Origin of the sequence: Mesorhizobium album (assembly GCF_033977205.1) — a bacterium.
GTDB classification, from domain to species: domain Bacteria; phylum Pseudomonadota; class Alphaproteobacteria; order Rhizobiales; family Rhizobiaceae; genus Mesorhizobium; species Mesorhizobium album.
This window is the reverse complement of record NZ_JAVIIW010000040.1, coordinates 1-12,263: the sequence shown is the minus strand read 5'-3', so window position 1 is coordinate 12,263 and position 12,263 is coordinate 1. Positions and strand designations below refer to the sequence as shown.

Sequence of the window (12,263 nt, the reverse complement as noted above, 5' to 3'; positions counted from 1 at the left end):
CGAAACCCGAACGTCCTTTGGCCGTTGTCGGAGAGGAAGGAGATCCAGCATGGCCAAGATTACCTCGCATCTGTGGTTCGAAAAGGACGCGCGGCAGGCGGTGGAATTCTATGTCGACACCATCCCCAACTCGGCGATCGGCCGCACGACGGACGTGGCGGCCGACAATCCGAGCGGCCCCGCCGGCAGCGTCAAGATCATCGAATTCGTGCTCGACGACCAGAATTTCATCGCGCTCGAAGCCGGTCCGCTCGACCCGTTCAACCATTCCTTCTCTGTCCTGGTCGAACTCGAGAGCCAGGCCGAGATCGACCGCATCTGGAACGCCTTTCTCGATAATGGCGGCAAGCCCGAGCAATGCGGCTGGCTGAAGGACCGCTGGGGCCTGTCGTGGCAGATCGCTCCCAAGATCCTCGGCGACATGGCCGCGCACCCCGACCGCGAGCGCGCCAAACGCGCCACCGAGGCGATGCTTGGGATGGTGAAGATCGATGTTGCGGCATTGGAGAGGGCGTTTGGAGAGCCAGACTTCGCTGCCCAAAGGTAACATCGTCAATAGCCAAAAGCTGGAGGGACAGCGCCCCCTCTGTCCTGCCGGACAGAGGGGGCGCGAAGGATCGCGGCGCTCGCGAATGCGGGGCACCACGCCCGTACCCTTTGACTTCGACCGCTCCGGCCATACCTTTGCGGGAGTCGTTCCCACGGAGGCGTCATGCGGTCCAAACTCGTCCCCCTCATCCTTCTGACCCTTGCCGCCTTCGCGCAGCCGGTCCTTGCCGAAACACCCGAGCGGCCGGCGCCGGCCGGCGGCGTGCTCTCGCTTCTGCCGCCGCCGCAGGTCACCGAGCATTCGGTCACGCTTGGCGGGCGCAAGCTCGACTACCAGGCAAAGGCCGGCACGCTTTCGCTGCTTTCCGGCAAGGGCGAGGTGACGGCCGCGATCTTCTACGTCGCCTACACGCAGCAGTCGCCCGCCCCGGCGAAGGAGCGTCCCATCACCTTCGTCTTCAACGGCGGGCCGGGGGCGGCATCGGCCTATCTGCATCTCGGCGCGCTCGGCCCGCGCATCATCGCGACTGCGACCGATGGCGAATTCCTGCCGTCGCCGCAAAAGCTCATCGACAATCCGGACAGTTGGCTCGACATGACCGATCTCGTCTTCGTCGATCCGGTCGGCACGGGCTATAGCCGCGAGGCGCCGGGCCAGGACACGAAGGCGTTCTGGGGCGTCGAGCAGGACGCCAGCTCGGTCGGCGCCTTCATCCGGCTCTATCTGGCGCAGAACGGCCGCACCGGATCGCCGCTCTTCCTTGCCGGCGAAAGCTATGGCGGCTTCCGCGCCGCGCTGCTCGCCAGGACGCTGCAGGAGGATGTGGGCCTGAGCCCCAGCGGCATCGTGCTGATCTCGCCGGCGCTGGAGTTCATGCTGGTGCAGCCGGACCAGTTCGACCAGTTGCACTGGGCGCTCGAGTTGCCTTCGCTGGCGGCAGTCCGGCTGCGCGCCGACGGCGTCAGCGGCGAGGCGCTGCGCAACAGGCTTGCCGAGGTCGAGCATTATGCGCTTGGCGACTATCTGACGGCGCTCACCGAGGGGCTGGAGCAAGGCGGAAAGCGGGCCAGCGGGCGCGTGGCAGAGATCACCGGCTTGCCGCTCGACCTCGTGCAGCGCAATTTCGCCCGCATCCCGGCCAGCCTGTTCGCCCGCGAGTTCCAGCGCGCCAAGGGCAAGGTGCTCAGCCCTTATGACGGCATGGTCGCGACCATCGACATCGCGCCGGAAAGCGCCCGCATCGCCGGCCCCGATCCGGTGCTCGACCGCAGCGTGCCGGTGCTGACCTCGGCCTTCGTCGCCTATGCGCGCAACGAGCTGAACTACCATACCGATGTCAGCTACCGGCTGCTCAACGGCGAAGTCAGCCACAACTGGGACTACGGCACCTCGGGCCAAGGCTATGCCGGCGTGATGAACGACCTGCAGCGGGCGCGCTCGCTCAACCCGTCGCTGGGCGTCGTCATCGTCAACGGCTATACCGACCTCGTCACGCCCTATCTCGCCACGCGCTATCTGGCGAGCCAGATCCCCTCGCTCGCCGACGCCAGGCCGATCCGCCTCGATGTCGTCGAGGGCGGGCACATGATGTATCTCAGGCCCGACGGAAGGCGCGCGCTGAAGGAGGCGGCTTCGGAGCTTTACCAGGCGACGCAGTGAGCGCCTCGCGTCGTCTTATCGGGATTGTTACCCGCTGCCCCAACGCAAGGTCGAGCCTGGCGCAGAGGCGCATGCGTCTTGCCGTGGAATGGTGAACCTGCTGACAGAAAGGTGTCAGGACGGGACGCGTATCCTGGCAAAATGACGGACTCACTCGAACGGACCAACACACTCATCGACGGCGCTGCCGACCTTGCGGCCGAACGCACGCTCGGCATCGTGCTGGTTTCGGCTTCGGCGGTTGCCTTCGCGCTCACCGGCGTGCTGACCAAGTCGATCCATGCCGATCCGCTGACGATCACCTGCTGGCGCGGATTCGTCGGCTCGATCCTGATCACCTTTTATGTGCTGTGGCGGCGCCGTCGCTCGGGCGGACGCGAGAGTCTGAGGCTCGGTTGGCGCGGCTGGCTGCTGGCGGTCGAGGGCGCTGCGGCCAGCATCGCCTTCATCTCGGCTTTCAAGTTCACCTATGTCGCCAATGTCGCGGTGATCTATGCGACCTCGCCCTTCATCGCGGCGCTGCTTGCCTTCCTGCTGGTGCGGGAGCGCTTCCGGCTGCAGACGATGCTGGCGGCAGCGGTATCGCTGTGCGGCGTCGCCATCATGGTCGGCGGCGGCCTCAGCAGCGGCCATCTGTTGGGCGACGGGCTGGCGCTTTTGATGACCACCGGCAGCGCGCTCTACATGATCATGGTGCGCGCCTTTCGCGACTCGCCCGTCGTCTGGGCCGGCGCCGTATCGGCCTTCCTGCTCTTCGTGCTCGGCTGGTTCGTCACCGATCCGCTGGCGGTTTCGACACACGACGCGGTGCTGCTTGCCACCTTCGGCTGTTCCTTCGCGCTGGCCTCGATCCTGTGGACGGAGGGCTCGCGGCTCATACCGGCAGCCGAATCCGGCCTGCTCGGCTCGGCCGAGGTGCCGTTCGCCATCCTGTTCGCCCTGCTGTTCCTCGGCGAAATCCCGCCAATCGCCAGCATCATCGGCGGCGCCATCGTGCTCAGCGCGGTTTTCGCGCATGCCGGACGCGACTGGATGAAGGCGAAATCGGCGCGTTCGTAAATTATTTTGCAGGTCACGGAACCATCATCCGACTCAGGCATTGTTGGATCGACGGGTCACCCCCCAAGTCCCCCCAAACCCCTCGACCCGTCCGACTAGAAGCCGACCCGCAAAAAGGTCGGCTTTTTCTTTTGGGGCATTCCTGTGAACGCGTAGTGGTTTTCCGTTCAGGACGGCAATGCCAAGCCGCTGCCAAGAAGCTCCGCCAGATCCCGCGCGGGCCGGGCGGCCTCGCGGCCGAGCCGGATGGCGAATTCGGCCACCGGCAGCGGCGGGAGGTTGAGATCGGGCGACGCCTCTACAATACCGGAATGGGCAAGACGCCGGGTGCGCGGCGTCAGCGCGATGCCGGCATTGACCGCACTGCGCAGGCCGGCAAGGCTGGCGCTGCCGGCGGCGATGCGGTAGCGGCGGCCGGCGGCGTCGAGCGCGTTGAGCGCAGCCTCCCTGAAGCCGCAATAGGGGTCGAGCAGCGCCAGTGGCAGTTCCTCTTCCCGTGCCGCTAATCCTTTTTGCGAGCAGAGCCACAGCATTGGCTCGCTGATCAGGCCCGCTTCATCCGGCGATGGAGCATGGCGCATGGTGACCGCGAGGTCGAGTTGGCCTGCCTGCAGCGCCGACCCCAGTTCCAGGGAGCGGCCGACGCGCAGCTCGATCCTGACGCGGGGATGGCTGGCGGCAAAGGCGCGCAACAGGTCCGGCAGGCCGTGGTCGGCAAAGTCCTGCGTTGTGCCGATGGCGATGCGGCCGCCGGCGCGCGCCCCTTTCAGCGCCAGCCAGGCCTCGGTGTGGACGGCAAGGATGCGCCGCGCGTGGCCGACAAGATCCTCGCCAGCCGGCGTCAGCCCACGCCCCCTGCCCTGGGGGCTGAGCAGCGGCTCGCCGACGATCTCCTCCAGCCGCTGCATCTGCGCGGTCACCGCCGAAGGCGAGCGGCCGACAGCGGATGCCGCCCTGACCAGCGAGCCGCCATCGACGAAAGCGAGAAAGGTTTTGAGCAGATCGGGATCGAGCGTATCCATAATTCGATAATATCGAAGTGTTTATCAAAAACAATTCGATTTTTTTGATCCATGAATGATGGCACTGCTTCTCACCGGCGGCGACGAGCCGCCACAATCCGAAGGAGAGAAAAATGCCGATCATCAACGTCAGCGTCACAGGCGAGCCGGACGCGAAACTTTCCGCCGCAATCGCAAAGGACATTACCGGGATCACGGCCGTGCAGCTGCGCAAGGACCCGACCATCACCGCGGTCGCGGTCAGCTACATCGATCCCCAGCACTGGTTCGCCGGCGGCAAGTCGCTGGCCGAGCATGGGACCAACACCTTCTGGCTCGACATCAAGGTGGTGGACGGCACCAACACCAAGCTGGAGCTCGAAGCCTACCTGAAGGCGATCTTCGACGCCTTCGGCCGCCTGCTCGGCGGCGTGCATGAGGAAAGCTACGCTCTCGTGCACGAGGTGCCGGCGGCAGCGTATGGCTTCGGCGGCAAGAGCCAAGAGTTCCGATTCATCAGCGGGAGGCTGAAGGCGGCGTAGGGCAATCTTCCCCTTCTCCCTTGTGGGAGAAGGTGGATCGGCGCGCAGCGCCGAGACGGATGAGGGTGCCGGAAGAAATACGGCTTCAAAAAATCAAATGCTTTTAGGCACTTACATATTCAGCGCGGCGATCCGTCCAGCACCCCTCATCCGTCCGAGCTTCGCTCGGCCACCTTCTCCCACAAGGGGAGAAGGGGACGTCGCGCCACCCCCACATTGACGCCGCCCCCACTTCCGCTACCCTCTCTGGCGAAGCGGCCATCTAAGAGCCGCGCCCTGGAGGACGTTGGGAGAGCGGCATGATGCTGACACTGGCGCTGCTTGCAGGCCTCGCTGTGGCCTGGCTGCTGATCGGCATGATCGAAACCTTCCGGCTCAACCTGCGCTTCACCCAGGCGCTGCTCTATGTGCCGTTCAAGCTCGCCTGGCGCATAGCCGACGACCGCATCCGCATTGCCCGCAAGGCGCAAGCGCCGGTCATCTACGTGGTCTCGCACCAGTCGCGCATCGAGCCGGCGCTGATGCTGTCGCTGCTTCCCGATGACACGCTGCACATTCTCGACGAGGCCTCCGCCCGCTCGCCCTGGCTGGAGCCATGGCGCGAGCTTGCCCGCACCATCGCCTTCAATGCCGAGCATGTCTTCGTCAGCCGGCGGCTGGTCAGGGTGCTGAAGGGCAAGGGCCGGCTTGCCGTCTATCTGCCCGACACCGTCGAGCCCGACGTGAAGTCGTTCCGGCTGTTTCGCGCCATCACCCGCATCGCCATGCAGGCCGACGCGCGCATCGTGCCGATCTTCGTCGCCGGCTCACGCGACCTGCCGTTGTCGCAGACGCCGGCGGACAAGGCACCTCGGCACTGGTTCCCGCGCCTGTCGCTCAGCGTGCTCGAGCCGATGACCATCGCCGAGCTGGTGGCGCGCAACCCCGACATGGCTTCCAATACCAATGCGCTGTTCGACCGCTTCGCCGAGGCGCGGCTTTACGGCACCAATCTCGATCGCGGCCTGTTCCTGGCGATGCGCGACGCCGCAGCCAGAGTCGGCGCCTCGCATCCAATCATCGAGGACGTGATCTCGGGCGCGCTGAGCTACCGCAGGATGTTCATCGGCGCGCGCGTGCTTGGCCGCCGCTTCGAGGCGGTGACGGCGCCCGGCGAAGCGGTCGGGCTGCTCCTGCCCAACGCCAATGGGGTGGTGCTGTCCTTCGTCGGCCTGATCTCGGCGGCCCGCGTGGCGGCGATGATCAACTACACCGCCGGGCCGGCGAGCGTGACCGCCGCGATCCGCACCGCCGTCATCCGCACCGTGGTTTCCTCGCGAGCCTTCATCGAGAAGGCCGGTATCGCCGACATAGTCGCCGCCGTCGAGGCGGGCGGGGCGAAGATGCTGTGGCTGGAAGATGTGCGCGAGAGCGTGACGATGCTGGACAAGGTCGCCGCCGCCCTTTTTTGGCGCTTCCCGCTGCAGCCGCAGAAGGCGGGCAAACCGGCGGTGATCCTCTTCACCTCGGGCTCGGAAGGAACGCCGAAGGCGGTGGTGCTCTCGCACCGCAATCTGCTGGCCAACGCTATGCAGGCCGAGGCGCGCATCACCATCTCGCCTGCCGACATCCTGCTCAACGTGCTGCCGGTGTTCCATTCCTTCGGGCTGACGGGCGGCACCATCCTGCCGCTGGTGACCGGGGTGAAACTGTTCCTCTACCCCTCGCCGTTGCACTACAAGCTTATCCCGGAGGTTGCCCGCAAGGTGAAGCCGACGGTCATGTTCGGCACCGACACCTTCCTAGCCAATTATGCCCGCACCGCCAAGGACGGCGACTTCTCCAGCCTGCGCTTCGTGGTGGCCGGCGCCGAAGCGGTGAAGCCGGAGACGCGGCGCGTCTATCGCGACCGTTTCCAGGCGTCGATCATCGAAGGTTTCGGGCTGACCGAGGCCGCGCCCGTGGTGGCGGTCAACACCGCCATCCACAACCGCGACGGGACGGTCGGGCGGCTGCTGCCGGCGATCCGCATGAAGCTCGAGTCGGTCGAGGGCATAACCGATGCCGGCCGGCTGTGGCTCGACGGGCCGAACATGATGATGGGCTACATGACCGCCGAGCGCCCCGGCGAATTGCAGCCGCTCGAAGGCTGGCACGATACCGGCGATATCGTCGCGGTCGACCGCGACGGCTTCATCACCATCCGCGGACGGGCGAAACGCTTCGCCAAGATCGCCGGCGAGATGGTGTCGCTGGGCGCGGTCGAGCTGCTGGTGCAGTCGCTATGGCCGGAAGAACGACACGCCGTGGTGGCGGTGCCCGACAAGCGGCGCGGCGAGCGCATCGTGCTGGTCACCACCGCCGGCGATGCCAGCGCTGAGGAGCTGCGTCAGTTCGGCAAGAAGGCGGGCGCCGCCGAGCTGATGGTGCCGGGCGACATCGTCAAGGTGGAAGAGATCCCGGTGCTGGGCTCGGGCAAGACCGATTATGTGTCGGCGCGCAAGCTGGCGATTGATCGGTTGGGATTGGGTGTGGCGGCGTAGGTTGCTTCGTCATCCTAGGGCGGAGCGACGCGAAGCGGAGCGCAGACCCAAGGATCCTGTGTGACATCTCCGCGCCGCTGCGGTGCAAGACCTGGAGCAATGCTGCGAACTTCGGGCTGCGAGTTTTGGACCGCCTGCGTCCGTCAATCGAGGTAACGGCATGGATCCTAGTGTCTGCGCTCCGCTTCGCGTCGCTCCACCCTAGGATGACGAGGATGCTACCCGATATCCGAAGGCGGCACCTTCTCCCCTTCGCGCATGGCCCGCTTTGAATAGGCGCGCACCGAGAACGGCAGGAAGAGGAGATAGCCGGCGACCGAGGCTGTCAGCGTGTACCAGGGATAAGCCATCAACAGCAGAATGTAGAGCACGACGCCCAGGATGACGGGCAGCACTCTGTCGCCCGGCACCTTGACGCTTTTGCCGGAATAGACCGGCAGCCGGCTGACCAGCAGGAAAGCGACGAGCACGGTGAAGCCGGTGGCGATGAAGGCCGCCGGACGGCTGGGTTCCAGCCCGAGCCGCAGGAAATAGAGATAGCAGGGCAGCATCACCAGTACCGCGCCCGCCGGCGCCGGCACGCCGACGAAATATTCGCTCTGCCAGGCCGGCTGGTCGGTCTCTTCGGCCAGCACGTTGAAGCGGGCAAGCCGCATGCCGCAGGCGATGGTGAACAGAAGCGCCGCGATCCAGCCCGGCGAGCCGGCGCGGTCGAGCAGGAAGGCATAGAGCACCAGCGCCGGCGCGACGCCGAAATTGACGATATCGGCCAGCGAATCCATCTGCGCGCCGAATTTCGAGGTCGCCTTCAGCATGCGCGCCAGGCGGCCGTCTATGCCGTCGAGGAAGGCGGCGACCAGCACCATGACGACGGCCGGCTCGAAGCGGTCCTCGAAGGCGAAGCGGATGCCGGACAAGCCGGCGCAGATGGCAAGCACGGTGACCAGATTGGGCAGCACCATGCGCATCGGGATCTCGCGGATACGCGGACCGCCGCTGGCGTGGGCCTCGAATTTCTTGAAGGGCGCGCCCACCGCTCAGGAAATCCTGACCAGCGGGGTGACGGCAGCGCCGCCGAACTCCGCGAGCACCGTCTCGCCGCCCACCGCCGTCTGGCCGACGGCGACGCGCGGCACGGCATTGGGCGGCAGGAAGACATCGACGCGCGAGCCGAAGCGGATCAGCCCAAAACGCTCGCCGATGCCGATCGAGCCGCCCTGCTCGGCCCAGCAGACGATGCGGCGCGCCACGAGGCCGGCGATCTGCACGGCGGCGATGGTGCCGTTGGGGCTGTCGATGACCAGCCCGTTGCGCTCGTTCTCGGAGCTTGCCTTGTCGAGCTCGGCATTGAGGAATTTGCCCGGACGATGCTCGATCCGGGTGATCCTGCCGCGCACCGGCGCGCGGTTGATGTGGCAGGAAAAGACATTCATGAACACCGAGATGCGGGTCATCTCGGCGGCGCCCAGGCCAAGCTCGCGCGGCGGCACGGCAGGCCCGACGGCCGAAACCACGCCGTCGGCCGGGCTCACCACCAGCCGGTCGTCGACCGGCGTGACGCGCTCGGGGTCGCGATAGAAATAAATGCACCAGCCGGTGAGGATCAGCCCGATCCAGAACAGGATCGAGGAGAAATAGCCGAGAAACAGCGCTGCCGCGCCGAAGGCGGCGATGAAGGGATAGCCCTCGCGATGGATCGGAACGAACGTATTCTTGATCGTATCGAGAAGCGACATCGGGCTTGAGGGCGGTCCCTGTTGCAGGTCCGGCCTCAATAGCCGAAAGCCCCCCTCCCCGCAACGCAACAATGGGGGAGGATGGACGGGGGATACTGTGAAACGCGAACAGAGTCCTACCCAGCGGCAGCAGAGCGATCAAAGTGCTCGTCAAGTTCAGGCATAGCAGCCTCGGCGAGCTTTTCGTTGTCCTTGCCACGCAACAGCACACCGCCATTCGGCGAAGACAGGAAAAGGAAGGCCCGGTCAGACGCCAGCACCACCCAGTTCACGACTTGCCCTTCCGCCGTTTGCACCGCTGAGTTCGCTGAAACAACGGCATCCGCGGGATCGAAGCCGGCCTTGCGCAGCAGCAGATCGACAGCGACCGGAGCATGATACTGCTCGGCCAATTCGATAACTGTTTTGATCTCCGACTCTTCAGCTCGACCAAGCCGGATGCCGACCCGTGGTGCGTCGGCCCCGAATGGATTTTCACCCGGCCGCATTACCGGAGGATCTTCGGGCGCGATATATTCATAAACAGCAACGTGTGTCTTTGTTGCGGCGCATAGCCGAAGCTCTTTCGCACTGGTGCGCAGTTGAAAGACCATCTGCTTCTCGTCTTCGACGTCCAGTATCCTTGCCATCCCAAACCCCAGCTTGATCTCCGATGGCGATATTTTTGCGCAGGCTAGACCGGCGCCGACCTCGCGCTGGCTCAACATCTGGCTCACCAGTTTGCCGACAGACTCATGAAGAAGCCTACCTTCACGCTGGGGGTTGGACAGCACCAGCCGATCGATCGCATCGTCGTAGTCGTCATCATCGACAATTTGCAGATCGGGCCAAGAAGTGATCCAGCGCGCGAGCAAACCGTCCAGCGGCACGGCTTCGTCTGCTTCGTAAAATGCATCATCGAGCGTATCCAGGAAATCGTCGCGGCTACCCTCGAAGCCTGTTTGCGTCGCTGCTTGTCGGGATGTTTAGCAACCCAGGCTGACATCTTTTCCAAAGTCGCCAACTGCCCCTTTGCCCCGCAACTGCTGAGTCCGGCTCTGGCGTTGGCAATCATGGTGTCGATTTCCCTGCCCGCATTGTGGATGAATTGACTATGACCGCCGTTCTTTACCTCCGAGGAATACCAGTCCGCGTGAAAGACCTGCATCGCCTTGGGATTGATCTCCGGATAGCGATAGAGCCCCTTGGAAATCATAGTTGCGGCGAATTGCATGATGGCGACGACGAGCTGAAAAGGCTTTTCGCCAGCCTCTTCGAACTTCGAACGAGGCACCATAATCAAGGGTATGAGGAGATTACCTCCCTTATCCTGGGAAGCTCGCGATTTCTTCTCGGAAGCTCCTTTGGATTTGCGCAAGAAAAACCCAAACATCGAAAAGGCTTCCATGAGCGAAAAAATGAGGGCGAGATTATTTGCGATACGACAATTTCATCAGACGTTGGATTTGAAAAGCACCGAATACGACCAGGTTTCTTGGTGCGCGCGATAGACGGGCCCAAATTGTTGGTGGACTGTGTCGGCGCGTCATAAGCTCATCCGTCCTAGGTTGGACAACACGCCCACGGAGCCAGCCAATGTCGTCATCGGAATCCGCCACCGAGAATCCGAATATCATTACCGAGGGCCTCGCCTTCGGCGAATCTCCGCGCTGGCATGAGGGGCGGCTCTGGCTTTGCAACTGGGGGACCGGCGAGATCGTCGCCGTGGACGAAGGGGGCAGAAGCGAGGTCATGCTGACTGTGCAGGCCGTCCTGCCCTATTCGATCGACTGGCTGTCTGATGGACGACTGCTCGTCATTTCGGGCCGAGAGGGCCTTCTTCTCAGGCGAGAGCCGGATGGATCGCTTGTCACCCATGCCGATCTCAGGGGGCTGTCGAAGAACCCGTGGAATGAGATCGTCGTCGACGGGCGCGACAACATCTATGTCAATGGCGGCGGGCCGGCGCCGGCGCCGGGCGAGCATTTCGGACCGGGCACCATCGTGCTGATCGCGCCGGACGGGGCGGTCCGGCAGGTCGCCGATGAGATCGCCTTCGCCAATGGCATGGCGGTGACGCCGGACAACAAAACGCTGATCGTCGCCGAATCCCATGCCAGGCGACTGACCGCCTTCGATATTGCGGCCGATGGCAGCCTTTCCAACCGCCGTGTCTGGGCCGATCTCGGCAATGACTATCCAGACGGCATCTGCCTCGATACAGAGGGCTGCGTCTGGTACGCCGACGTGCCCAACCGGCACTGCGTCAGGGTGAGCGAAGGCGGCGCGAAAATCGACAGGGTCGACGTCGACCGTGGCTGCTTTGCCTGCATGCTGGGCGGAGCCGATGGCAAGACGTTGTTCATTACTGCCGCCGAATGGCGCGGCTTCGAGAACATGGTCAGCGACGCCCGCACCGGCCAGGTGCTAAGCGTCGCCGTGTCGGCGCCGGGCGCCGGGTGGCCTGCTTACAACTCCGGCACGCGCTGATAGTTGGCAATATCGGCCTTTACGCCGAGCCGCGCGATCGTCTCTTGCGGGTTGAAGGCGATGCGCTCGTGGGCTGCCTTGATGATCGGCACCACCTTGTCGACCGCGGCCTGGCTTTCCCATTCGACCATGGTGACGATGTTGAACTCGCCGGGGCCGGAAAACTGCTCGAGCAGGAAATCCTGCACGAAGCCCTCCTGACGGCGCAGCAACTCATGCGTCATGCGGACCTTGCTAAGGATTTCGTCGCGCGCTTCCGCCGGGACGACGAATTTGTCGACCCGGAAGACGCTGCCATCGCGTTGATTTATATTGCTCATTTCTGTTTGTCTCCGTTCCTGAAAGGTTGCTTGGCAGGAGGCTCGGAGACGGTTTGCAAGCTCAAGGTAAGTTGAGGTCAAGGGGAATTTTTAGCGCCGACTTCCCCTTCTCCCCTTGTGGGAGAAGGTGGCCGAGCGAAGCTCGGTCGGATGAGGGGTGCTCCAGCGGAGTGAGACGCTGGCGTTCCCTGGAACACCCCTCAACCGTCTCGGCGCTGCGCGCCGATCCACCTTCTCCCACAAGGAGGGCTTTGCACGGGGGAGCGAAGTGGTTTTCGGCGGTCGGTAAGGTCCTTTAGAGGACTGGCAGAGCGGTTTTCGGCGCGCCCTTTGAGGCATTTGTCAGTTTTAAGCGGCCATCCGCAGGATTGCGGACGGACTCCTCCTCATGCTCGTCTCTCAGCA

Annotated in this window: 11 protein-coding genes; 6 read left to right on the top strand and 5 right to left on the bottom strand. The window is 64.3% G+C overall.

The features are described 5' to 3' along the window. Positions 1–49: 49 nt before the first annotated feature. The 3 genes from RFN28_RS26415 (at position 50) to RFN28_RS26405 (ending at position 3,268) form a co-directional block, all read left to right on the top strand. A complete protein-coding gene (locus RFN28_RS26415) occupies positions 50–547 on the top strand; it encodes a VOC family protein (protein ID WP_320290119.1) in 498 nt (165 codons plus the stop codon). 165 nt (positions 548–712) lie between these two features. Then, positions 713–2,209: a S10 family peptidase gene (locus RFN28_RS26410; protein WP_320290118.1), complete on the top strand. Its 1,497-nt coding sequence runs from the start codon at positions 713–715 to the stop codon at positions 2,207–2,209. 141 nt (positions 2,210–2,350) lie between these two features. Beyond that, entirely contained in the window at positions 2,351–3,268 is a 918-nt protein-coding gene (locus RFN28_RS26405) for a DMT family transporter (RefSeq protein ID WP_320290117.1), read from the top strand. 167 nt (positions 3,269–3,435) lie between these two features. On the opposite strand, the gene RFN28_RS26400 is transcribed toward RFN28_RS26405, so the two are convergent. Continuing rightward, positions 3,436–4,290, bottom strand: coding sequence for a LysR substrate-binding domain-containing protein (locus RFN28_RS26400; RefSeq protein ID WP_320290116.1), 855 nt, complete (start codon positions 4,288–4,290; stop codon positions 3,436–3,438). Positions 4,291–4,403: 113 nt separating this feature from the next. On the opposite strand from RFN28_RS26400, the gene RFN28_RS26395 reads away from it, so the two are divergent. Then, a complete protein-coding gene (locus tag RFN28_RS26395; protein ID WP_320290115.1) occupies positions 4,404–4,811 on the top strand; it encodes a tautomerase family protein in 408 nt (135 codons plus the stop codon). Positions 4,812–5,110: 299 nt separating this feature from the next. Continuing rightward, positions 5,111–7,333: an AMP-binding protein gene (locus RFN28_RS26390; RefSeq protein WP_320290114.1), complete on the top strand. Its 2,223-nt coding sequence runs from the start codon at positions 5,111–5,113 to the stop codon at positions 7,331–7,333. A 218-nt stretch (positions 7,334–7,551) separates the two neighbouring features. On the opposite strand, the gene RFN28_RS26385 is transcribed toward RFN28_RS26390, so the two are convergent. From RFN28_RS26385 to RFN28_RS26375, 3 genes are all read right to left on the bottom strand, one after another. Beyond that, entirely contained in the window at positions 7,552–8,367 is an 816-nt protein-coding gene (locus RFN28_RS26385) for a CDP-alcohol phosphatidyltransferase family protein (protein WP_320290113.1), read from the bottom strand. 3 nt (positions 8,368–8,370) lie between these two features. After that, positions 8,371–9,069, bottom strand: coding sequence for a phosphatidylserine decarboxylase (locus tag RFN28_RS26380; RefSeq protein ID WP_320290112.1), 699 nt, complete (start codon positions 9,067–9,069; stop codon positions 8,371–8,373). A gap of 712 nt (positions 9,070–9,781) precedes the next feature. Next, a complete protein-coding gene (locus RFN28_RS26375; RefSeq protein WP_320290111.1) occupies positions 9,782–10,441 on the bottom strand; it encodes a DMP19 family protein in 660 nt (219 codons plus the stop codon). A 203-nt stretch (positions 10,442–10,644) separates the two neighbouring features. On the opposite strand from RFN28_RS26375, the gene RFN28_RS26370 reads away from it, so the two are divergent. After that, positions 10,645–11,538 (top strand): SMP-30/gluconolactonase/LRE family protein, encoded by an 894-nt coding sequence (locus tag RFN28_RS26370; RefSeq protein WP_320290110.1) that lies wholly within the window; start codon positions 10,645–10,647, stop codon positions 11,536–11,538. Here the strand turns inward: RFN28_RS26370 and RFN28_RS26365 are convergent. After that, positions 11,517–11,858, bottom strand: a complete 342-nt coding sequence (locus tag RFN28_RS26365) for an antibiotic biosynthesis monooxygenase (RefSeq protein WP_320290109.1) — start codon at positions 11,856–11,858, stop codon at positions 11,517–11,519. The two genes, RFN28_RS26370 and RFN28_RS26365, sit on opposite strands and share 22 nt — an antisense overlap. Positions 11,859–12,263 lie beyond the last annotated feature (405 nt).

Bases quoted from the DNA above. Each gene is read 5' to 3' on its own strand.
- RFN28_RS26375 (WP_320290111.1), bottom strand. From the start codon at position 10,441: ATGTTTGGGTTTTTCTTGCGCAAATCCAAAGGAGCTTCCGAGAAGAAA.
- RFN28_RS26395 (WP_320290115.1), top strand. From the start codon at position 4,404: ATGCCGATCATCAACGTCAGCGTCACAGGCGAGCCGGACGCGAAACTT.
- RFN28_RS26405 (WP_320290117.1), top strand. From the start codon at position 2,351: ATGACGGACTCACTCGAACGGACCAACACACTCATCGACGGCGCTGCC.
- RFN28_RS26410 (WP_320290118.1), top strand. From the start codon at position 713: ATGCGGTCCAAACTCGTCCCCCTCATCCTTCTGACCCTTGCCGCCTTC.
- RFN28_RS26370 (WP_320290110.1), top strand. From the start codon at position 10,645: ATGTCGTCATCGGAATCCGCCACCGAGAATCCGAATATCATTACCGAG.
- RFN28_RS26400 (WP_320290116.1), bottom strand. From the start codon at position 4,290: ATGGATACGCTCGATCCCGATCTGCTCAAAACCTTTCTCGCTTTCGTC.
- RFN28_RS26390 (WP_320290114.1), top strand. From the start codon at position 5,111: ATGATGCTGACACTGGCGCTGCTTGCAGGCCTCGCTGTGGCCTGGCTG.
- RFN28_RS26380 (WP_320290112.1), bottom strand. From the start codon at position 9,069: ATGTCGCTTCTCGATACGATCAAGAATACGTTCGTTCCGATCCATCGC.
- RFN28_RS26415 (WP_320290119.1), top strand. From the start codon at position 50: ATGGCCAAGATTACCTCGCATCTGTGGTTCGAAAAGGACGCGCGGCAG.
- RFN28_RS26365 (WP_320290109.1), bottom strand. From the start codon at position 11,858: ATGAGCAATATAAATCAACGCGATGGCAGCGTCTTCCGGGTCGACAAA.